Below are 20,041 nucleotides of genomic sequence, written 5' to 3'. Positions count from 1 at the left end.
GTGACCACCACTGCGCCCGGCCGCCTCGTCGCGGCCCGCTACCGGCTGCTGACGCAGATCGGTGGCGGTGGCCAGGGCTCGGTCTGGCTGGGTCAGGACGAGCTGCTCGGCCGCCAGGTCGCGGTCAAGCAGATCCTGCTGCCGTCCGGCAACGCCCCGGGACTCGGTGACGAGCAGCGCCAGCGGGCCCTGCGCGAGGGCCGCATCGCCGCCCGGCTGAGCCACCCGCACGCCGTCACGGTCTACGACGTCGTCCTCGAGGGCGGGACGCCCTACCTCGTCATGGAGTACCTGCCCTCGCGCAGCCTGTCCGAGGTGCTCCAGGACGAGGGCTCGCTGCGGATCGACCAGGTGGCCCAGATCGGCGCGCAGCTGGCCGACGCGCTGGCCGCCGTGCACGCGGCGGGCATCGTGCACCGCGACGTCAAGCCGGGCAACGTGCTCATCGGCCGGGGCGGGCGGGTCGAGGGTCTGGTCAAGATCACCGACTTCGGCATCTCGCACGCGGCCGGGGACGTCACGCTGACCCAGACCGGCCAGATCACCGGGACGCCGGCCTTCCTGGCCCCCGAGGTCGCCCAGGGCGTCGAGATGTCGGCGGCCAGTGACGTCTTCTCGCTCGGCGCCACGCTCTACACGTGCCTCGAGGGCGAGCCGCCGTTCGGGATGGACGTCAACGCCCTGCGGCTGCTGCACAAGGTGGCCGGCGGGGAGATCCGCCCGCCGCGGCGCGCGGGGTCCCTGGAGCGGCCGCTGATGCGGATGCTCCACCCCGACCCGGCGGCCCGGCCGGCGATGACCGACGTGCGCGACGAGCTGGCCAAGCTCGCCGCCGGCCGCGACGGCGACACCACCACGGTGCTGCTGGCCCGCACCGACCTGCGGCCGGACGCCGGGCGGACCCGCACCGCCGGGCTGGCCGCGGGCGCCCCGACGCCGCTCGCGGGCCCGGCCGCCGGGCCCGCGCCGGCTCCGCCCGGGCCGCCGGCCGCCGAGCCGCGCGCCGCCACCCGGACCGACCTGCCCGGCGCTCCCCCGCCCGCCGGCCCCCCGGCTGCGGCTGCCGGTGCGACCCCCGACCCGACCCCCGGCCCGGCCGCCCGGTCCGGGCCGCTGGTCGTGCCGCGGCGCCGACGGCGTCCGCTGGCGCTCGCCCTCCTGGCGCTCGTCGTGCTGGCCGTCGCCGGGACGCTCACCTGGCTGGGGCTGCGCCCCGACGGCGGCAGTGCCCCGCAGGCCGACGCCGGCGTCTCGTCGTCCGCGGCGCCCTCCTCGGCGGACGACGCGGCGGCGACCGAGGTGGCGGAGCCGACCCCGTCGTCCGAGCCGTCACCGGAGCCGGAGGCGCCGGTCACGCCGGAGACGGCGCCGGAGACGACCTCGGAGAGCCCGCCCCCGTCGACCGAGGCGACGACCGCGCCGCCGTCCGACCCGGCCACCGCCGCCCGGCAGACGCTGGAGCAGTACTACGCCCTGCTGCCCGACGACGCCGCCGGCGCCTACGCCCTCACCGGGCCGACCCTGCGGTCGCGGGCGAGCCTCGGCTACTACGAGGACTTCTTCGGCCGCTGGTCGGAGGTGAACCTGCTCGACGTGCGGAACGTGTCCGACCAGGGCGACCGGATCACCGCGACCACCGACGTGGAGTTCCTCGACTCCGGCGAGCGGCTGGTCGAGACCCACGCGGTCACCTTCGTGCGCGGCGCCGACGGGCAGCTGCTGATCGACCTCGACGTCGTCGCCTGAGACCACCGGACGGCCTGCGGGGACGGCGACGGCGGCGCCCCGTGGAGGGACGCCGCCGTCGTGGTCCTGCCGGCGGTGGCGGTGGGATTTGAACCCACGGAGGCTTGCACCTCACACGCTTTCGAGGCGTGCTCCTTCGGCCGCTCGGACACGCCACCGCCGGAGAGACTACAGGCCCCGCTCCCGGCGGAAGAAGGCGCGTAGGAGCGCGCCGCTCTCCTCCGCCCGCACCCCGCCGGTGACCTGCGGACGGTGGTTGAGCCGCCGGTCGCGGACCACGTCCCACAGCGATCCGGCGGCCCCGGCCTTGGGGTCCTCGGCGCCGTAGACCACCCGCGCGACCCGCGCCAGCACGCTCGCGCCGGCGCACATCGTGCAGGGCTCGAGGGTCACCACGAGCGTCGCGCCGGTCAGCCGCCACCCGTCGCCGTGCACCCGGGCGGCGGCGCGCAGGGCGAGCACCTCGGCGTGCGCCGTGGGGTCGCCGGTGCGCTCCCGCTCGTTGGCCGCCTCGGCCAGCACCGTGCCGCCGGGCCCGAGCACGACCGCACCGACCGGCGTGTCCCCCCACTCCGGCGCGGCCGCGGCGAGCTCCAGGGCGCGCCGCATCGCCGCGTCGACGACGTCGTCGGCCGGCCCGGTCACGCGGGGGCGCCGGCCAGCGGGATGCCGACCAGCGCGGACAGCTCGGCCAGCGCGTCGTCCGGGTCGGCGACCTTGATGGTGTGCATGCCCAGCGCGCGGGCCGGCTTGAGGTTGATGCCGAGGTCGTCGAGGTAGGCGCAGTCGGAGAAGGCCAGCTCCCGGCCCACCGCCTGCGACAGCCGCGCGAGCGCGCGCCGGTAGATCTCCGGCTCGGGCTTGCGCACGCCCTCCACCGACGACTCGACCACCGCGTCGAACAGGTCGAGCAGCTCGCCCAGCCGCCCGGTGCGCTCCATCGGCGCGACGTTGTTCGACAGCATCCCCAGCGGCAGCCCGGCCTCCCGCAGCCGCCGGACGGCCTCGACCATGGCCGGGCGCACCTCCCCCGACAGCGCGGCCAGCACGCGGCGGGCGTCCACCCGGTGCCCGGCGGCCAGCGCCTCGGCCTCGAAGGTGTCGACGAACCCGTCGGCGTCGAGCTCGTTGCGCTCGTAGCGCGCCCACGCGTTGGTGTCGGGGTCGGTGCTGTTGAGCCGCCGGATCAGCCCGTCGGGCAGCCCGGCCTCGGCCTCGTAGGCGGCGAAGGCCAGCATCGGGCTCTCGGTGATCACGCCGCCGAGGTCGAAGACGACGGCCGACACGGTGGCACTCACGCCCGCACCGCCGCGGCCAGCTCGTCGGCGAAGCCCAGGCGGGCGGCGATCCGGGTGACCATCTCGTCGGCCCACAGGTCGTCGGCGGTCACGATCGGCCGCAGCTCGTCCGCGGGCAGCCCGTCGTCGGCGAACACGTCGAGGTCCCCTCCCGGCCAGCCGGTCTCGTCGTCGTCGAAGGCGCCGTCCTCGTCGACGGCGATGCCGTAGCGCTCCACCACCTCGGCGCCGAGCACCCACTCCTGCATGGTCGCGTCGGAGATCAGCGCCCGCACCATCCCGCCCGGGCCGTGCCGCAGGACGACGAAGTACAGCCGCGAGTCGACGACGACGACGAACGGTGGCGGCCACCCCTCGGTCCCCGGCTCGCCCAGCGCCCGCTCGAGCACCGGGAGCTCGTCGCCGGCGTCGTCGGCCAGCAGCTCGACCCGCCAGCGCGAGTCCGGCCGGCTCACCCGCACCGCCCAGCTGGCCGGCGCGGCCGTCCCGGAGGCGCTCACCGGACCCGCAGCACGGTCAGGCCGTCGGCCAGGGGCAGCAGCACCGTCTCGAAGCGCGGGTCGGTGGCCAGCGCGGCGTTGAGCGCGACCAGCGCGCGGTCGTCGTCGTTCTGCGGGTCGAGCACGCGGCCGCCGCGCAGGGTGTTGTCGAGCAGCACCAGTCCGTTCGGGCGCATGCGCGGGTGCAGCTCGTCGACGTAGGCCGGGTAGCCGGTCTTGTCGGCGTCGACGAAGGCCAGGTCGAACACCGGCTCGGCCGGCAGCGCACGGAGCAGCTCGAGCGCCTCGCCCAGCCGCAGCTCGACCCGGTCGGCGACGCCGGCCCGCTCCCAGTGCCGGCGGGCGACGGCGGTCCACTCCTCGCTGCGGTCCAGGCACAGCAGGGAGCCGTCCTCGGGCAGGCCGCGGGCGATGCACAGCGCCGAGAAGCCGGTGAAGGTGCCGATCTCGATCGCCCGCCGGACGCCGAGGGCGCGGGTGAGCAGCTGCATGAGCACGCCCTGCTCGGCGGCGATCTGGAAGGTGGCCGGCGCCTCGCCGCGCTCGGCGAGCGCGGCGGTCTCGGCGACCAGCGCGGCGGCCACCTCGTCGAGCGGCTCGGAGCTCGCCCGCACGTAGTCGCCGAGCTCCGGGGTGAGGAGGAACGACCGCGGCGTCACGTCGGGAGCCAGGGGTGCGGGGAGGACGGCATAGCCTCCGATCATGGCCGATCCCGCACCGGACGACGGAGCCGACGTCGACCCCGCCCTCCTCGCCCGGCTCGCGGCCGACCCGCTCGCGGCCCACCTGGGCATCGAGCTGGAGCAGGTGCGGCCCGGGTACGCGCGGGCCTCCATGACCGTGGGTCCGCAGCTGCTCAACGCCGTCGGCACCGCGCACGGCGGCGCGACGATGGCGCTGCTCGACGTGGTGCACGCCGCGGTGAGCAACAGCCACGGGACGGTCGCGGTGGCCCAGGACGTGCACACCGAGTTCCTGCACCCCGGCCGGCCCGGCGAGCGGCTGGTCGCCGAGGGCACCGAGCTGCACCGCAGCAGCCGCACCGCCGTCTACCGGATCGACGCCCGCGGGGACGACGGCCGGCTGGTGGGCACCGCGCTGGCACGGGTGTTCCGCACCGACCGCGCCTGGGAGACCGGGTGAGCCTCCCGGTGCCCACGATGGCCGCTCCCCCGGTCGGCGTCGTCGGGCTCGGGCAGCTGGGCGGGTCGCTGGCCGCCGCGCTCCTCGCCGCCGGGCGCGACGTGCGCGGGTGGGACGTCGACCCGGCGGCGCGCGAGGCCGCGGCGGCCCGCGGTGTGCGGGTCACCCGCGAGCTGGGCGGCGTCGTCGTCCTCGCCGTCCCGCTGCCCGCGATGGCCGGCGCGCTCGACGGCCTCGACGTCGACCCCGCCGCCACCGTGACCGACCTCGGCTCGGTCAAGGGCCCGGTGCTCGCCGCACTGGCCCCGTCGCTGGGCGGGCGCCTCGTCGGCGGGCACCCGATGTGCGGGACGGAACGGTCCGGCCACGAGGCCACCGACCCCGGCCTCTTCCGCGGCGCGCGCTGGGCGCTGTGCCTGGAGCCGGCCACCGAGCTGCCGCGCTGGCTGCGCGCGGCCGAGGTGGCCCTGGACGCCGGGGCCGAGGTGGTGCCGGTGACCGCCGCCGAGCACGACGACGCCGTCGCCGCGGTCAGCCACGTGCCCCACCTGCTCGCCGCCGCCCTCGCCGCGGCCGCCGGGGAGGCCGGACCCCTCGCCCTGTCGCTCGCGGCGGGCAGCTTCCGCGACGGCACCCGGGTCGTCGCCAGCGACCCGGCGTTCGTGACCGCGATGGTCGAGGGCAACGCCGGGCCGACCGCGGCCGCGCTCGCCCGGGTGCGCGCGCAGCTGGACCGGCCGTGGCCCGACCTGGTCACCGCCGGGCACGCGGTGCGCGCCGGCTCCGCCGGACGCCGTCCGGTGCGCGTCCCGGTCGACCGGGCCGCGCTGCTCGCCCTCGGCCGGGCCGGTGGCGCGGTCAGGCGGCGGCTGGCCGCCTTCGTCGAGGGCTGGGTGCCGGAGGGGGCGTGAGCGTCCCCGGTCCCGTTTCACCGCGACGGGCGCGGGCAGGGACCGGGCATGGACGAGAAGGACCTCCTCAGCCGCATCCACTCCCTCGTCGACGAGGAGCACCGGCTGCGGGACAGCGCGGAGCACACCGCCGAGACGCGCACCCGCATGGACGACCTCGAGGCCCAGCTCGACCAGTGCTGGGACCTGCTGCGGCAGCGCCGCGCCCGGCGTCAGTACGACGAGGACCCCGACGCCGCGGAGGTGCGGCCGAAGTCCGAGGTCGAGGGCTACCTGCAGTGAGGTGAGCCGGGCTCCTCGGTCGCACGCCGGCCCCCGGCGGGCCCCTGCGGGGTCCTCACGCCGAGTCGCGGACCGGGCGGCGGTGCACCGCGTCGTGGTGCCCGGTGCCCAGCAGGGCCAGCTGCCACAGCAGCCGGGCCCGGGGGTCGGTGAGCTTGCGGCCGGTCACCGACTCGATCCGCCGCAGCCGGTGCATGACCGTGTTGCGGTGGCAGTACAGGAGGTCGGCGGCGCGGGTCGGCGAGCCGTCGGCGTCGAGGAAGGCCGACAGCGTCTCCAGCAGCACCTCCTGCTCGTCGTGCGGCAGCTCCAGCAGCAGGCCGAGGGTCTGGCCGACCAGCCGTGAGCCGATCTCCGGGGAGTTGCTCAGCAGCGCCTCGGGCAGCCGGTCGTCGATGGTGACCACGCGGGCCACTCCGGCGGGCAGCGTCCGCGCGGCGGTCTCGGCCAGCCGGTAGGCGCCGGCGACGGCCGCCGCCCCCTCCACCACCGCCGACACCCCGACGGGGCCGCCGGCCAGCACCCCCAGCCAGGCCAGCAGCTCGGGCAGCCGCCGGGCCCCGAGGGCGACCACCCCGACCTGCGCCTGCGAGCGGATCCCCCACACCGACCGGACGCCGCGCTTGAGCAGCGCCGCGGCCGCCTCGGGCACCGGGTCGGCCTCCTCCTCGACGGCGGGGGCGACGACCACGGCCAGCCGGCCCCCGAGCGGCACGGCGAGCAGCTCACCCGCCGTCCGCACGAAGGCCGGGTCGCCGCCGCGGCCGTCGAGCAGGCCGTCGAGCAGGCGCTGGCGCTCGACGGCGTCCAGGCCGGACAGCCGCCGCTCCTCGGCGCGGTAGCCCTCCGCGGCGGCACTGCACCCGCGGTCGTTGGTGCGCCACAGCGAGCCGGCCACCTCGAGCAGCAGGGCGTCGTCGTGCCGGTCGCCCTGGCGGGAGAGCGCGACCAGCGCCTCCCAGGTGATCTGGCCGCCGAGCCGGTAGGCGCGCAGGACCGCCTCCAGGGGGATGCCCTGGGCCGCACGCAGGCGGCCGACGGCGCGGGCGCCCTCGGCGTGGCTCTGGTGGTAGGCCGCCGGGACGTCCGGGGACAACCCGCGGACGCCGACCTCGAGGTTGCGCCGCAGCGTGCTCCGCATCCGGGGGTCACCGCCGGTCAGCGCCTCGCGGTAGGCCGGCTCGGTCTCGACCAGGATCTCGGCCATCCGGTCGGTCATCTCGTCGAGGCGGTCGAGCAGCGCGGGGACCAGCTCGGCCAGCCGCGCCCCGGCGTCGGACCCCATCCCCGGCCCGGCGCCCGACCCGGTCCCCGACGAGGCCGCCTGCACCTGCTCACCTCCGGTACTCATCGCACAGAGCACAACACGGGGGAACCATCACTGTGCGGTCAGCCCATTGTGACGGCTGCCACCGGTCGGCAGGCTCATACGGACGTGTCCGTGACTGAATCGACGCCCACCGGGGTCGCCAGCACGGTGGCTCCCCGACGAAGAGGAGACGTGGGCCCCTTGGCGCAGCCGCCCGGAACCACAGGCAGCAGCACCCCGCACGAGGACGGATCGCCCACCTCCCGGTTGGAGATGACCGGGATCAGCGTCGCGTTCGGCGGCGTCCAGGCCCTCACGGACGTGTCGCTGACCGTCGAACCGGGCCAGGTGCACGGCCTCATCGGACCCAACGGTGCGGGCAAGACGACGATGTTCAACGTGGCCTGCGGGCTGGTCCGCCCGACCGAGGGCCGGATCACCTGGCGCGGCGGTGAGCTGCGGCGGCTGCGGCCGGCGCAGCTGGCCGGGCTCGGCATCGCCCGCACCCTGCAGGGCGTGGGCCTGTTCCCCGGCCTGACCGTGCTGGAGAACGTGATGGTGGGGGCGCACAAGCACGCCCGCGCCGGCTTCCTGTCCGCGCTGTTCGCCATCCCCACCGCCGACCGCGACGAGGCCCGGCTGCGCGAGCGGGCGATGGCGGCGCTGACCGAGCTCGACGCCGAGGACTACGCCGCCCGCTACCCGGGCAGCCTCCCCTACCCCGTGCAGAAGCGCGTCGCGCTCGCCCGCGCCCTGGTCTCCGAGCCCGAGCTGCTGCTGCTCGACGAGCCGGCCAGCGGTCTCAGCGAGGACGAGATGCACGAGCTGGGGACGCTCATCGGCCACCTGTCCGGCCGGATGAGCGTGCTCCTCGTCGAGCACCACATGGACCTGGTCATGCGCGTCTGCGACCACATCACGGTCCTCGACTCCGGGAAGCAGATCGCCGCCGGCACCCCCGAGCAGGTGCAGAACGACCCGGCGGTCACCGAGGCCTACCTCGGCGACGCCGTCGACGCCGAGGCCGACGCCGCCGAGCTGGCGGCCACCGACGGGGGGAGCCAGCGTGGCTGACACCACCGCCCACGGCAGCAGCGCCTCGGGCGCCTCCGCCGTCGGGCTGTCGAAGGGCGCGCCGGCTCCGGCCGGCGGCACCGCGACCGCCGACGCCGTCCTCTCCGTCGAGGGGCTGTCGGCCGCCTACGGCCCGGTGCGGGCGCTCGACGGCGTGACCCTGCAGGCGGAGCAGGGCCACATCACCGCCGTCCTCGGGGCCAACGGCGCCGGGAAGACGACGCTGCTGCGCACCATCAGCGGCCTGGTCCGCCCCACCGCCGGGCGGGTGGTCCTGGGCGGCGAGGACGTCACCCGCGCGCCGGTCGAGGCCATGGTCACCAAGGGCATGGCGCACGTGCCCGAGGGCCGCGGCGTCATCGCCGAGCTGACCGTGGACGAGAACCTGCGGGTCGGCGCGCTGTTCCGCGGCAAGGTCGGGTCGGAGGAGTTCGACCGCGTCTACACGTTCTTCCCGCGCATCGCCGAGCGCCGCAACCAGACGGCGCACACGCTCTCCGGTGGAGAGCGGCAGATGCTCGTCATCGGGCGCGCGCTGCTCGCCCGGCCGAAGGTGCTGCTGCTCGACGAGCCGTCGCTGGGCCTGGCCCCGCGGATCGTCGCGCAGATCTTCGCGATGGTCCGCCACCTGGTCGACACCGAGGGTCTGTCGGTGCTGCTGGTCGAGCAGAACGCCCGCAGCGCGCTGTCGGTGGCCGACACGGGCATCGTCCTCAACCTGGGCCGCGTCGTCGTCACCGACGACGCCGCCCGACTGGCCGGCGACGAGGACCTCCGGCACGCCTACCTCGGCTTCTAGCCCCCGCCCGCTCCTCCGCGCCACCAGGAAGGCAGCTCCTCCGTGCAGCAGTTCGTCAACCTCACCCTCGGCGGGGTCATCACCGGGGCGGTGTACGCGGCCTTCGCGCTCGCTCTCGTGCTGATCTGGCGGTCCACCCGGATCGTCAACTTCGCGCAGGGCGCCATGGCCGCGATCACGACGTTCATCGCGCTGTCCCTCATCGAGGGCGGCCAGTCCTACTGGGTCGGTCTCGCCGTGGCCCTGCTGGCCGGGCTGGTGCTCGGCGCCGTCGTCGAGCGGCTGGTCATCCGGCCGGTGGAGGGTGGCCCGGAGCTCAACGCGGTGATCGTGACGCTGGGTCTCTTCATCGCCATCCAGGCCCTGATCTCGGTCCTCTTCGGGGTGAACCAGCGGGCCTTCGTGGCACCGTTCTCGACCATCGGCTTCCGCGTCGGCGACTTCGGCCTCGCGCTGAGCCCGAACACCCTGTTCACCCTCGGCGCGGTGCTGCTGGTGATGCTCGGGCTCACCGCGCTGTTCCGGTTCACCCGCGTCGGCCTGGCCATGCGCGCCTCGGCGTTCGGCCAGGAGGTCGCCCGGCTGCTCGGCGTGCGGGTGGGCCGGATGCTCACCCTCGGCTGGGCGCTGGCCGCCGTCGTCGGCTCGCTGGCCGGCATGCTCATCGCCGCCGAGGTGACCTTCGTGACGCCGACCTACATGGACGCGCTGATCGTCTTCGGCTTCGTCGCCGCGGTGCTCGGCGGCCTGGACTCCCCGATCGGCGCCGTCGTCGGCGGGCTGCTGCTCGGCCTCGCGCTCAGCTACGTCCGCGGCTACGTCGGCGACGAGCTGGTCGGCATGGCGGCCCTGGTGATCCTCGTCGTGGTCCTGCTCGTCCGGCCCGGTGGCCTCTTCTCGACGACCCAGACACGGAGGGCATGAGCGGCATGAGCGACCTGCAGACCCCCGCCTCCCCGGCCGGCGCCGGCGCGGCCTCCTCCGACGCACCGTCCACCGCCACGGCCGCGGCGAACGCCAGCTCGGCCCAGGCCACCGGCGGCCGCTCGCTGCTGCCGCGCAACACCCTGCTCCGCCACCTGGTCGTGCTGGTCATCTGCGCCGTCGGGGCGGTGCTGCTGCTCGAGTCGACCGACCTCGGCTTCAACGCCCAGGTCGGGTACGTGGCCTTCTACGCGATCGCCGCCGGCGGTCTCACCGTGCTGACCGGGCTCAACGGGCAGATCTCCCTGGGGCACGGCGCCCTCATGGCCGTCGGCGGCTACACCACGGCGCTGCTGCTCGACGCCGACGAACCGCTGCCGCTGATCGTCATCTTCCTGGCCGCGGTCGCCCTGACCTCGCTGGTCGGGGCGATCGTCGGGGTGGCGGCGGCCCGCCTGCACGGCCCCTACCTGGCCGGCGCGACGCTCGCCCTGGCGGTCGGCCTGCCCGGCCTGGCGCTGTACTACAACGAGTTCCTCGGCGGCGAGCAGGGCCTCACGGTGTCCACCCCCGACCGCCCGGACTGGTTCACCGAGATCATCCGCACCCTCTCGGGCGGCTCCCCCTCGGGCGTGAAGTGGATCGCCTACATCAGCGTCGCCTGCCTGCTGATCACGTACTTCCTGCTGGCCAACCTCATGCGCAGCCGCGTCGGGCGCACCTGGCGGGCCGTGCGCGACCAGGAGGTCGCCGCCGAGCTCGCCGGCATCAACCTGGGCACCTGGCGGGTGACGGCCTTCATCGTCAGCGCCGCGGCCGCGGGTCTCGCCGGGGCGGTGCTGGCCCTCGTCGTGCGGCTCACCGCACCGACCGCCTTCACCATCGTGCTGTCGTTGTCGCTGCTGACCGCCATCGTCATCGGCGGCCTGGGCAGCCTGCTCGGGGCGCTCATCGGCTCGGTGCTGCTGGTCTTCCTGCCGCGGCTGCTGCGCGACGCCGGCGAGTCGCTGGACATGGACGCCGCCCAGGCCGCCGAGATCTCCTACGTCGTCTACGGCGTGATCCTCGTGGTGGTCATGCTCTTCGCCCCCGCGGGCCTGGTCGGCTCGATCCGCCTGGCCTGGCTCAAGGCCCGCGCGCGGCGGGCCGGCGCCCGCGCCCGGGGCTGACGGGAGCCGGACCCCGTCCGTCGCACCCGCTTCCCCACCCCAAGACTCCCGGGCACAGGCGCCCGGGTCCGCACAGAGGAGATCCATTGACACGATCCTCACGACGCCTCGTCAGCTTCGTGGCCGCGGCGACCGTCGCCACCACCCTGGCCGCCTGTGGCGGCGACGACTCCGGGGGAGGTGGCGAGGGCGGCAGCGAGGGGAACGAGGCCTCGGACGTCGGCATCACCGAGGACACCATCAAGCTGGGCGCCCACTACCCGCTGACCGGTGTCGCGGCGCCCGGCTACAGCGAGATCCCGACCGGGGTCGAGGCGTACTTCGACTTCGTCAACGCCAACGGCGGCGTGAACGGGCGGCAGATCGAGTTCGTCTACCGGGACGACGCCTACAACCCCACCAACACCAGCCAGGTCGTCAACCAGCTCGTCCTCGAGGACGAGGTGTTCGCGATCATGTCCGGCCTCGGCACCCCGACCCACAACGCGGTCACCGACTTCCTCAACAGCGAGGGCGTGCCCGACCTGTTCGTGTCGTCGGGCTCACGGCTGTGGGACGACGTCGAGGAGAAGCCGTACACCTTCGGCTGGCAGCCCGACTACGAGATCGAGGGCAAGATCATCGGGCAGTACGTGGCCGAGAACTTCCCCGACGCGAAGGTCGGCCTGTTCCTGCAGGGCGACGACTTCGGTGAGGACGGCTCGGCGGGGGCGCGGCAGTACCTCGAGGACCAGATCGTCGCGGAGGAGACCTACGTCCCGGGCAACACCGACGTCCGCCCGCAGATCTCGGCCCTGCAGGCCGCCGGGGCGGACCTCGTCCTGGGCTTCAACGTGCCCAGCTACACCGCGCTGTCGCAGCTGACCGCGCTGCAGCTCGGCTACGACCCGCAGTGGTTCTACTCGAACGTCGGCTCGGACCCGGAGCTGGTCGGCTCGCTGCTGGCCCGCTTCTCCGAGGGCGCGGTCAGCGACGCCAGCCTGCTCGACGGCGTGCTGACCACCGAGTACATCCCGACGGTCGACGCACCGGACAACCCGTGGATCGAGCTCTGGAACCGGGTGTGGGACGAGTCCGGCCTGGAGGGCGAGCTCACCAACTACCGGGCGTACGGCATGTCGCAGGCCTACACGATGGTCCAGGCCCTGCAGGCGGCCGGCCAGAACCCGACGCGTGACGACCTGGTCGCCGCCGTCGAGCAGGCCGGGTCGGAGTGGGAGGGCCCGGGCTTCGCCCCGTTCCGCTACTCGGAGGACCGCCACGCCGGCTACAGCGGCATGCTCGTCAGCCGGATCGTGGGCGCGGGCTCGGAGGAGCTGACGCCGGTGCTCGTCACCGACAACGGCGACGCCGAGATCGAGGAGTCCGACGCCGAGCCGGCCACCCCGCCGGAGAACGGCATCCCGGACGAGGAGCCGATCAACTGACGGCGACCTCTCCGGCGGGCCGCCGGTCTCCCTCGTGGAGGCCGGCGGCCCGTCGCCGTTCCCGGGTCCCCTGGGCTCACCGATCCCCTGGGCGGACGACACTCAGCGAGTGAAGTGTCGGCCGGTGATCGCCGGGTAGGCAGCCACCCGGGTCCCGCACCGGTGTGGGTCCCGGCGGCGAGGTGGACGGGAGCAGGGATGGTGCACGAGGCACGGACGATCCGGCGGGCGGTGGTGACCGGCGGGGCCGGGTTCCTCGGCTCGCACCTGTGCGAGCACCTGCTCGACCGTGGCGTCGAGGTCGTCTGCCTCGACAACTTCCTCACCGGTTCCCCCGGGAACGTCGTCCACCTCCGGGAGCGCCCCGGGTTCCAGCTGGTGCGCTGCGACGTCACCGACTTCGTCCACGTCCCCGGCCCGGTCGACCTGGTGCTGCACTTCGCCTCCCCGGCCAGCCCGCTGGACTACCTGCGGATGCCGATCGAGACGCTCAAGGTCGGCAGCCTGGGCACCCTGCACACCCTCGGCCTGGCGCACGAGAAGGGCGCCCGCTACGTGCTGGCCTCGACCTCGGAGGTCTACGGCGACCCGCTGCAGCACCCGCAGACCGAGGAGTACTGGGGCAACGTCAACCCGGTCGGCCCGCGCGGGGTCTACGACGAGGCCAAGCGCTTCAGCGAGGCGATGACCACCGCCTACCGCACCGCCAAGGGCACCGACACCGGCATCGTGCGGATCTTCAACACCTACGGGCCGCGGATGCGCCCCGACGACGGCCGGGCCATCCCCGCCTTCGTCGGCCAGGCGCTGTCCGGGCGGCCGCTGACCGTCGCCGGCGACGGCTCGCAGACCCGCTCCATCTGCTACGTCGACGACACCGTGCGCGGCGTCCTCGCCCTGGCGTTCTCCGACCAGCCGGGGCCGGTGAACATCGGCAACCCCGACGAGCTGTCGATGCTGCGGCTGGCACGGTGGATCGTCGAGCTGACCGGCTCGTCGTCGCCGATCTCCTTCATCGACCTGCCCGTCGACGACCCCAGGGTCCGCCGCCCCGACACCACACGGGCCGAGCAGCTGCTCGGCTGGCGGCCGACGGTGCCCTCGGAGGAGGGGCTGCGCCGGACCGTCGCCTGGTTCGCCGAGCAGCGCCGGACGGCGGCCCTCCGGGCGAGCTGAACCCCGGGTGGCGGCGCACCGACGTCCCGGCCGGCGCCGTCCCCGGCCCGGCAGCGGGGGGTGCGCGTCCACCTCTACCCTGGGGTCCGGCGGTCGGAGGGCACGCCGAGGAACCGGACTCTGACGGAGAGCGAGCATGGGCCGCCACGCCGACACCACCTCTGCGCGCCGCACGCAGCGCCCTGCGCCGACCCTGCCGATCGCGCTCGGCGTCGCCCTCGTGGTCCTGGCCCTCGTCGCGGGCGGGCTGGTGTGGTGGCTGGCCGGGTCCGGCGGCGGGTGCGACGACACGCGCAGCGTCCGGGTGACCGTCGCGCCCGAGCTGGCCGCCGTCGCGCAGGACCTGCTCGACGAGCCGCAGGACCTCGGCGGCGGTGCGTGCGCCGCGGCCGAGGTGACCGCCCAGGAGCCGCTGCAGACCGTCGGTGACCTCGAGGCCCTCGAGGGCTCCGCGCTGCCGCAGGTGTGGGTGCCCGACAGCTCGCTGTGGACCGTCCGGGCCGCCGACACCGACCTCGACCCCTCCGGCTCGATGGCCACCTCACCGGTCGTCCTGGGCACCAGCCGCGCCGCCGCCGACGAGCTCGGGTGGACCGAGCAGCCGCCGGCGTGGCGCGACGCACTGACCGGCGTGCGACCGGTCGCGGTGCCCGACCTGGCCGCCAGCGCCGAGGGGCTGTCCGCGCTGGCGGCCCTGCGCACCTCGCTCGGCGGGACCGACGCCGCCGACAACGCCGTCGTCCAGGCGGTGCTGGCCGCCCGCCGGGGCCCGGCGGTCACCCCGGCCGAGGCGCTGCAGGCGGGCAGCGCCGGGGACGCCGACGCTCCGCTGGTGCCGGTCAGCGAGCAGGAGGTCGTCACGGTCGGCCGCGGCGCCGAGGACTCCCAGCTGGTCGCCGTCTACCCGGCCGAGGGCTCGCCGCAGCTGGACTACCCGGTGCTGCGCGTCGGCTCGCAGAGCGACGAGGAGCGTGCCGCCGTGGACGCCGTCGTCCGGACGCTGACCTCGGAGGACGCGCGCACCGCCGTCCTGGCCGCCGGGTTCCGCGACACCGACGGCACCGCGCCGACCGACCCGGGCAGCGGTGTCCGCGAGGAGGCGCCGGAGGCCCTCGAGGTCGACGGCGAGCAGGTGCAGGGCCTGCTGGTCGAGCTCGCCCGGCTGGCCGCGCCGTCCCGGCTGCTGACCGTCTTCGACGTGTCGGCGTCGATGGAGGCCCCGGCCGGCGACGGCACCCGGGCCACCCTGTCCCGTGACGCCGCGAAGAGCGCGCTGTCGCTGATCCCCGGGACCTCCTCGATCGGCCTGTGGGTCTTCGCCTACCAGCTCGAGGGCGAGCAGGACTGGACCGAGCTGGCGCCCATCCGCACGCTGGAGACCGAGGTCGACGGCGGCACCACCCAGCGGGACCTCCTCGACGAGCAGCTCGACACCATCCCGGAGCGGCTGTCCCGCGGCGGCACGGGCCTGTTCGACACCACGCTGGCCGCCGTCCGATCGGCCCGCGAGCAGTTCGACCCGAACGCGGTGAGCAGCGTCGTCATCGTCACCGACGGCACCAACGAGGACGACCAGGGCATCGCGCTCGACGCGCTGCTGCAGTCGCTGCGCGACGAGGCCGACCCGGAGCGCCCGGTGAAGGTCATCGGCGTCGCCCTCGGCCCGGACGCCGACATCGCCGCGCTCGAGCAGATCGCCTCGGCCACCGGTGGGGCCGCGTACTCCGCCGTCGACCCGACCGACCTGCAGGACGTCCTCTTCGACGCGCTGCGCCAGCGCTGAGGGATGCCGCCGCGGTCCCCCGACCGCAGCGCGTCCTCGCGCACCGCAGCGCGTCCTCCCGCACCGCAGCGCGTCCCCCCGCACCGCCCACGCCCAGGGAGGACGCGCTGGGATCAGGTCACCTGATCATGGCACCGCCCGGCGGACGTCAGGTGCGGGCGAGGAGGTCCTCGAGCGCGGCGGTGACCTCGGCGACCGTGATCCGGGCCAGGGCCGGGTCGAGCTCGGTGCCCCAGGGGTCGCCGGTGCCGTCCCCGTGCCAGAGGACGACGTGCAGTGCTCCCCCGCCCCGCCCGGCCCGCGGCGGCGGGCCCCACAGCGCGGGCGACACCGGCCCGAACAGCACCACCGACGGACGGCGGTAGGCGCTGGCCAGGTGCGCCACCCCGGTGTCGCCGCTGACCACCACGCGCGCGGCGGCCACCGTGGCGGCGAGCTCCAGCGTCGACGTGCGGCCGGCGAGCACCGCCTCGGCCCCCAGCCCGGCGCCGCGCGCCACCGCCGAGGCCAGCTCGCGCTCCGCCGGGCCGCCGGTGATGCGCACGTCGTGCCCGCCGTCGGCCAGCCGGCGGGCGACGGCGGCGAACCGCCCGGCCGGCCAGCGCCGCCCCGGGTGGGCGGCACCGGGGTGGACCAGCGCGGCCCCGGTCACCGGCGGGGGCACGGCCGGGACGGCGAGGTCCAGCGCGTCGGGGTCGGCGTCGACGCCCAGGCCCTCGGCGACCAGCCGGCACCAGCGCCGCACCTCGTGCTCGTCGGGGTACCAGGTCGGGCCGGGGTAGCCGGGGCTGGCGTAGGTCAGCAGCCGGCTCGGGTGCAGGTCCGCGACGACGACGTGCGAGGCCGGGCCCTTGCCGTGCAGGTCGACGGCGAGCTCGGGCGGCGACCCCGACCAGTCCAGCGGCTCGAGCTCGCGGGCGGGCAGCACCTCGTCGACGGCGTCGACCAACCCGGCCAGCGGCGCCAGCGCGGTCGTCGTCGCCAGGACCAGGCGGTGGTCCGGGACGGCGGCGCGCACCGCCCGGATCGCCGGGACGCCGGTGAGCAGGTCCCCGAGCCCGAGCGGCCGCAGCACGACCGCGACGGGCCGTGCGCTCACGGCCCCGTTCCGGGCCCCGCGCCGGACGTGCGAAGCGTGGGGAGGACGGGGTCCTCGCTGCGGGAGCGCTCGACCAGGGCCGTGGTCGAGTGGCCGTCGAGGTAGGGCAGGACGACGGCCTGACCGCCCCACTGCTGCAACACCGCGGCCTCGGGGAGGTCCGCGCCGGCGTAGTCGCCGCCCTTGGCCCACACGTCGGGCCGCAGCCGGTCGAGGACCTGCGCCGGGGTGTCCTCCCCGAAGACGACGACGGCGTCGACGAACTCCAGCGCCTCGAGCACCCGCGCGCGGTCGGCGGCGGCGACCAGCGGCCGGGACGGGCCCTTGAGCCGGCGCACCGAGTCGTCGGAGTTGATGCACACGACCAGGCAGTCGCCGAGCCCGCGGGCCGCGCGCAGCGTGGCCACGTGCCCGGCGTGCAGCAGGTCGAAGCAGCCGCCGGTGGCCACCACGGTGCCGCCGCCCGCGCGCACCCGCGCCAGCAGCGCGGACACCCCGTCGTCGACCGCCACGTCCGGCTCCCGGGCCGCGGAGGCGTCCCAGGCCGAGGCGCCGCCCCGGGCGACGAAGTCCCCGGCGAAGGCCACCGCGGCCGCCACCGCCTCCCCCGTCACCGCGCCGTCGGCCAGCGCCAGGGCGACCGCGGCGGCGAAGGAGTCGCCGGCACCGCACGGGTCCCCACCGGTCACCGGCACCGCGGGCACGACCATCGGGGCGCCCCCGCCGTAGGACAGCAGTGCCCCGCGGGCGCCGAGGGTCACGGCCACGGCGCCGACGCCCCAGGTCCGGATGAGTGCCTCGGCCCGCGCACCGACGGCGGCCAGGCCGTCGCCGTCCGCGGGGACCCCCGCGGCGGAGGCGACCCGCGCGGCCTCCGCGCCGTTGGGCGTGACCAGCCGGACGGAGGGCACCGGGGCGGCGCCGCGCGGGTGCGGGTCCCAGACCACCGGGCCGCCGGCGCCGTCGAGCGCGGCCCGGACCGCGGGGTCGGCGGTGGTGCCGCGCCCGTAGTCGGCGACGAGGACGGCGGCGGCGTCGCGGATGACGTCGGCGGCCTCCGCCGGGAGCCCTCCGAGCGCCACCGTCGGCGAGCCGCTGTCGATGCGCACCACCGAGTGGTCGCCCACCCGCACCCGGCGCTTGACGGCGGTGCCGCCGGTGGCCGGGATCGCGACCAGCCGCACCCGGCCGGCCAGCAGCGCCCGCAGCCGCCCGGCGCCCTCGTCGTCGGCCAGCGGGGTGACCAGCACGACCTCCCGGCCGGTGGCCTGCGCGGCGACGACCGCGGCCAGCGCGGCGCCGCCGGGGCGCTCGCGGGTCTCCACGTCCTCGACCACCGGCACGGGCGCGTCGGGGGTCAGCCGCGACGCCGACCCGACCAGGTCGACGTCGAGCAGCGCGTCGCCGACGACGACGAGCGGCCTCACCTGGCGATCCCGATGCGGCTGACCGGCACCCGGGCCGGCTCGGCCAGCACCGCCGCGTCGAAGGCCGCGCACAGCAGGTGCAGGGCGACGAGGTGGCACTCCTGCACCGTGGCCGTCCACGGGGAGTCGATGCAGACCGCCTCGTCGGAGGCCGCCTCCAGCGGGTTGGGCGCCGGGCCGGTGATCGACAGGACGGTGATGCCGCACTCGCGGGCGCGGCGGGCGGCGGCGACGGCGTTGGGCGAGCGGCCCGACGTCGACAGCAGCACCAGGACGTCACCGGCCCGGCCGTGCGCCTCGACCTGGCGGGCGAACAGCTCGTCGGCCGGGTAGTCGTTGGCGATCGCGGTCAGCGACGAGGTCTCCGCGGTCAGGCAGATCGCGGAGAACGGCGGCCGGTCCGCGCGGTAGCGGCCCACCAGCTCCGCGGTGAGGTGCTGCGCCTGCGCGGCGCTCCCGCCGTTCCCCGCGGCCAGCAGCCGCCCGCGCGACTCCCCGCACAGCACGTCGGCCAGCAGCCGGCCCCAGCGGTCGAGGGTGTCGACCGAGGCGTCGAGGCTGCGCAGCGCCGACGTCAGCGACGCGACGTGGTCGCGGCCGGTGAGGTGCGTGCAGGCGTCGGGCGAGACGACCTCGCCGGTGGAGTGGGGAGCGACACTCATCGGGCGACCTCCAGGGGCGCTCATCGGACGGCCTCGACGGGACGCCGGGTGGACAGGACCTGCCGGTAGACCGCCTCGGTGTCGGCGGCCACGCGGGCCCACCGGTAGCGGGCGCGGGCCCGGCGGACGCCGGCCGTCCCGTAGGCGGCGCGGCGGGCGTCGTCGGCCAGCAGTGCGGCGAGCACCTCGCCGAGGCGCTCGGGGTCGCGGGGCGGCACCAGGTCGCCGGTGACGCCGTCGGCGACGGAGTCCTGCAGCCCGCCGACGGCGGTGGCCACCACCGGGCGGCCGCAGGCCATGGCCTCCAGCGGCGTGATGCCGAAGGGCTCGTACCAGGGCACGGCCAGGACGACGTCGGCCGAGCGCACCCAGGCGGGGACGTCGGCGCGGGCGACCGACCCGGCGAAGCAGACACGGTCGGCCACCCCGACCCCGGCGGCGACGGCGCGCAGCCGGCGCACCTCCGGGTCGGCGTCGACCTCGCCGGGAGGCGGGCCGCCGACCACCACCAGCTCGGCGTCGGGCACGGCGGCCAGCGCGCGGACGGCGTCCTCCTGGCCCTTGCGCTCCACCAGCCGGCCGAGCACCAGCAGCCGCGGCCGGCCGGTGCCCGGGGCGACCGGGCCGCGCGGGGTGAACACCGCGGTGTCGACGCCGCACGGGACGATCGAGACGCGGTCGCGGGCCAGCCCCAGGCGGCGCAGCTCGAACACCTCGTCGCTGCAGGTGGCGACGACGTGGCCGACCGCCCGGCACAGGCCCCGCTCGAGCTCCACCCGCTGCGCCGGGGAGGTGTCGGCGTCGCCCTGGTGGCGGCGCTTGACCGAGCCGAGCGCGTGGAAGGTCTGCAGCACCGGGACCGGCGTCAGCAGGCTCCCGGCGGCCTCGACCGCGGCCAGCCCGCTCATCCAGAAGTGCGCGTGGACGACGTCGGGCGGCTGCACCGCCCAGCGGGCGCGCAGCGCGGCGGCCAGCGCCGGCACGTGCCCGAGCAGGTCGTCCTTGGGCAGCGCCGCGGCGGGACCCGCGGTCAGGTGCGAGACGACGTAGCCGTCGTCGGTGGGCACCTCGTCGGGCAGCCGCGGGTCGTCGCGGCGGGTGTGCACCGTGACCTCGTGGCCGCGCGCGGCCAGCCCGGCCGCCAGTGCGGCGACGTGCACGTTCTGACCGCCGGCGTCCACGCCGCCGATCGCGGCCAGCGGCGAGGCGTGCTCGCTGACCAGGTCGATGCGCAGCGGTGCGCCGGGGGCCCGGTGCGTCCTCATCGGGTGACCTCACAGAGGCTGGTGACCACACGGTCGGGTGGTCCGGG

Annotated in this window: 20 protein-coding genes and 1 tRNA gene; 11 read left to right on the top strand and 10 right to left on the bottom strand. The window is 76.1% G+C overall.

The genetic code is table 11. The features are described 5' to 3' along the window. Window positions 1–1,746 (top strand): serine/threonine-protein kinase, encoded by a 1,746-nt coding sequence (locus tag JOD57_RS14540; RefSeq protein WP_204692671.1) that lies wholly within the window; start codon window positions 1–3, stop codon window positions 1,744–1,746. A gap of 73 nt (window positions 1,747–1,819) precedes the next feature. Here the strand turns inward: JOD57_RS14540 and JOD57_RS14535 are convergent. From JOD57_RS14535 to JOD57_RS14515, 5 genes are all read right to left on the bottom strand, one after another. Beyond that, window positions 1,820–1,904 (bottom strand) — tRNA-Ser (locus JOD57_RS14535). 10 nt (window positions 1,905–1,914) lie between these two features. Further along, window positions 1,915–2,391 (bottom strand): nucleoside deaminase, encoded by a 477-nt coding sequence (locus JOD57_RS14530; protein WP_307824688.1) that lies wholly within the window; start codon window positions 2,389–2,391, stop codon window positions 1,915–1,917. Continuing rightward, window positions 2,388–3,044, bottom strand: a complete 657-nt coding sequence (locus tag JOD57_RS14525) for an HAD-IA family hydrolase (RefSeq protein ID WP_204692670.1) — start codon at window positions 3,042–3,044, stop codon at window positions 2,388–2,390. The genes JOD57_RS14530 and JOD57_RS14525 overlap by 4 nt, the downstream gene beginning before the upstream one ends. Next, on the bottom strand, window positions 3,041–3,544 hold the full coding sequence (locus tag JOD57_RS14520) for a tRNA adenosine deaminase-associated protein (RefSeq protein ID WP_204692669.1): 504 nt from the start codon (window positions 3,542–3,544) through the stop codon (window positions 3,041–3,043). The genes JOD57_RS14525 and JOD57_RS14520 overlap by 4 nt, the downstream gene beginning before the upstream one ends. Then, window positions 3,541–4,248 carry an O-methyltransferase gene (locus tag JOD57_RS14515; protein WP_239568477.1) on the bottom strand — a complete coding sequence of 236 codons (708 nt, stop codon included), beginning with the start codon at window positions 4,246–4,248 and terminating at the stop codon, window positions 3,541–3,543. The genes JOD57_RS14520 and JOD57_RS14515 overlap by 4 nt, the downstream gene beginning before the upstream one ends. Between JOD57_RS14515 and JOD57_RS14510 the strand changes: the two genes are divergently transcribed. Genes JOD57_RS14510 through JOD57_RS14500 form a run of 3 tightly spaced genes read left to right on the top strand, consistent with a single transcriptional unit; the run spans window position 4,247 to window position 5,880 of the window. Then, window positions 4,247–4,687: a PaaI family thioesterase gene (locus JOD57_RS14510; RefSeq protein ID WP_204692668.1), complete on the top strand. Its 441-nt coding sequence runs from the start codon at window positions 4,247–4,249 to the stop codon at window positions 4,685–4,687. The genes JOD57_RS14515 and JOD57_RS14510 overlap by 2 nt on opposite strands. Next, entirely contained in the window at window positions 4,684–5,598 is a 915-nt protein-coding gene (locus JOD57_RS14505; RefSeq protein ID WP_307824687.1) for a prephenate dehydrogenase/arogenate dehydrogenase family protein, read from the top strand. Before JOD57_RS14510 ends, JOD57_RS14505 begins: the two co-directional genes overlap by 4 nt. A 48-nt stretch (window positions 5,599–5,646) precedes the next feature. Continuing rightward, window positions 5,647–5,880 carry a DUF2630 family protein gene (locus JOD57_RS14500; RefSeq protein ID WP_204692667.1) on the top strand — a complete coding sequence of 78 codons (234 nt, stop codon included), beginning with the start codon at window positions 5,647–5,649 and terminating at the stop codon, window positions 5,878–5,880. Between the two features lie 55 nt (window positions 5,881–5,935). On the opposite strand, the gene JOD57_RS14495 is transcribed toward JOD57_RS14500, so the two are convergent. After that, window positions 5,936–7,231: a PucR family transcriptional regulator gene (locus tag JOD57_RS14495; RefSeq protein WP_239568475.1), complete on the bottom strand. Its 1,296-nt coding sequence runs from the start codon at window positions 7,229–7,231 to the stop codon at window positions 5,936–5,938. Between the two features lie 231 nt (window positions 7,232–7,462). Between JOD57_RS14495 and JOD57_RS14490 the strand changes: the two genes are divergently transcribed. The 7 genes from JOD57_RS14490 (at window position 7,463) to JOD57_RS14460 (ending at window position 15,541) form a co-directional block, all read left to right on the top strand. Continuing rightward, the gene (locus JOD57_RS14490) at window positions 7,463–8,263 is read left to right on the top strand and encodes an ABC transporter ATP-binding protein (protein WP_239568473.1); all 801 of its coding nucleotides are present in this window, start codon (window positions 7,463–7,465) and stop codon (window positions 8,261–8,263) included. Beyond that, complete coding sequence (locus tag JOD57_RS14485) at window positions 8,256–9,062, top strand: ABC transporter ATP-binding protein (protein ID WP_307824686.1); 807 nt, start codon at window positions 8,256–8,258, stop codon at window positions 9,060–9,062. Before JOD57_RS14490 ends, JOD57_RS14485 begins: the two co-directional genes overlap by 8 nt. A 42-nt stretch (window positions 9,063–9,104) precedes the next feature. Beyond that, window positions 9,105–9,986: a branched-chain amino acid ABC transporter permease gene (locus tag JOD57_RS14480; RefSeq protein ID WP_204692665.1), complete on the top strand. Its 882-nt coding sequence runs from the start codon at window positions 9,105–9,107 to the stop codon at window positions 9,984–9,986. Between the two features lie 5 nt (window positions 9,987–9,991). Continuing rightward, window positions 9,992–11,155 (top strand): branched-chain amino acid ABC transporter permease, encoded by a 1,164-nt coding sequence (locus tag JOD57_RS14475; RefSeq protein ID WP_204692664.1) that lies wholly within the window; start codon window positions 9,992–9,994, stop codon window positions 11,153–11,155. A gap of 86 nt (window positions 11,156–11,241) precedes the next feature. Further along, window positions 11,242–12,582, top strand: a complete 1,341-nt coding sequence (locus JOD57_RS14470) for an ABC transporter substrate-binding protein (RefSeq protein WP_239568471.1) — start codon at window positions 11,242–11,244, stop codon at window positions 12,580–12,582. A gap of 198 nt (window positions 12,583–12,780) precedes the next feature. Then, a complete protein-coding gene (locus JOD57_RS14465; protein ID WP_204692663.1) occupies window positions 12,781–13,758 on the top strand; it encodes a UDP-glucuronic acid decarboxylase family protein in 978 nt (325 codons plus the stop codon). Window positions 13,759–13,894: 136 nt separating this feature from the next. After that, entirely contained in the window at window positions 13,895–15,541 is a 1,647-nt protein-coding gene (locus JOD57_RS14460; protein ID WP_204692662.1) for a VWA domain-containing protein, read from the top strand. A 148-nt stretch (window positions 15,542–15,689) separates the two neighbouring features. Here JOD57_RS14460 and JOD57_RS14455 read toward each other — a convergent pair whose 3' ends face one another. The 4 genes from JOD57_RS14455 to JOD57_RS14440 are packed head-to-tail and all read right to left on the bottom strand — an operon-like array spanning window position 15,690 to window position 19,994. Beyond that, window positions 15,690–16,640, bottom strand: coding sequence for a glycosyltransferase family 9 protein (locus JOD57_RS14455; RefSeq protein ID WP_204692661.1), 951 nt, complete (start codon window positions 16,638–16,640; stop codon window positions 15,690–15,692). Next, window positions 16,637–18,067 (bottom strand): D-glycero-beta-D-manno-heptose 1-phosphate adenylyltransferase, encoded by a 1,431-nt coding sequence (gene rfaE2, locus JOD57_RS26920; protein WP_204692660.1) that lies wholly within the window; start codon window positions 18,065–18,067, stop codon window positions 16,637–16,639. The genes JOD57_RS14455 and rfaE2 overlap by 4 nt, the downstream gene beginning before the upstream one ends. After that, window positions 18,064–18,729, bottom strand: coding sequence for a D-sedoheptulose-7-phosphate isomerase (locus JOD57_RS14445; RefSeq protein WP_204692659.1), 666 nt, complete (start codon window positions 18,727–18,729; stop codon window positions 18,064–18,066). Before JOD57_RS14445 ends, rfaE2 begins: the two co-directional genes overlap by 4 nt. A 20-nt stretch (window positions 18,730–18,749) precedes the next feature. Then, window positions 18,750–19,994 (bottom strand): glycosyltransferase, encoded by a 1,245-nt coding sequence (locus JOD57_RS14440; protein ID WP_204692658.1) that lies wholly within the window; start codon window positions 19,992–19,994, stop codon window positions 18,750–18,752. Between the last annotated feature and the right edge of the window lie 47 nt (window positions 19,995–20,041).

The organism is Geodermatophilus bullaregiensis (assembly GCF_016907675.1).
Taxonomy (GTDB): domain Bacteria; phylum Actinomycetota; class Actinomycetes; order Mycobacteriales; family Geodermatophilaceae; genus Geodermatophilus; species Geodermatophilus bullaregiensis.
Note: the sequence above shows the minus strand (reverse complement) of the source record. Positions and strands in the feature narration are given on the sequence as shown.

Bases quoted from the DNA above. Each gene is read 5' to 3' on its own strand.
- JOD57_RS14510 (WP_204692668.1), top strand. From the start codon at position 4,247: ATGGCCGATCCCGCACCGGACGACGGAGCCGACGTCGACCCCGCCCTC.
- JOD57_RS14515 (WP_239568477.1), bottom strand. From the start codon at position 4,248: ATGATCGGAGGCTATGCCGTCCTCCCCGCACCCCTGGCTCCCGACGTG.
- JOD57_RS14500 (WP_204692667.1), top strand. From the start codon at position 5,647: ATGGACGAGAAGGACCTCCTCAGCCGCATCCACTCCCTCGTCGACGAG.
- JOD57_RS14495 (WP_239568475.1), bottom strand. From the start codon at position 7,231: ATGAGTACCGGAGGTGAGCAGGTGCAGGCGGCCTCGTCGGGGACCGGG.
- JOD57_RS14490 (WP_239568473.1), top strand. From the start codon at position 7,463: ATGACCGGGATCAGCGTCGCGTTCGGCGGCGTCCAGGCCCTCACGGAC.
- JOD57_RS14475 (WP_204692664.1), top strand. From the start codon at position 9,992: ATGAGCGACCTGCAGACCCCCGCCTCCCCGGCCGGCGCCGGCGCGGCC.
- JOD57_RS14465 (WP_204692663.1), top strand. From the start codon at position 12,781: ATGGTGCACGAGGCACGGACGATCCGGCGGGCGGTGGTGACCGGCGGG.
- JOD57_RS14460 (WP_204692662.1), top strand. From the start codon at position 13,895: ATGGGCCGCCACGCCGACACCACCTCTGCGCGCCGCACGCAGCGCCCT.
- JOD57_RS14445 (WP_204692659.1), bottom strand. From the start codon at position 18,729: ATGAGTGTCGCTCCCCACTCCACCGGCGAGGTCGTCTCGCCCGACGCC.
- JOD57_RS14440 (WP_204692658.1), bottom strand. From the start codon at position 19,994: ATGAGGACGCACCGGGCCCCCGGCGCACCGCTGCGCATCGACCTGGTC.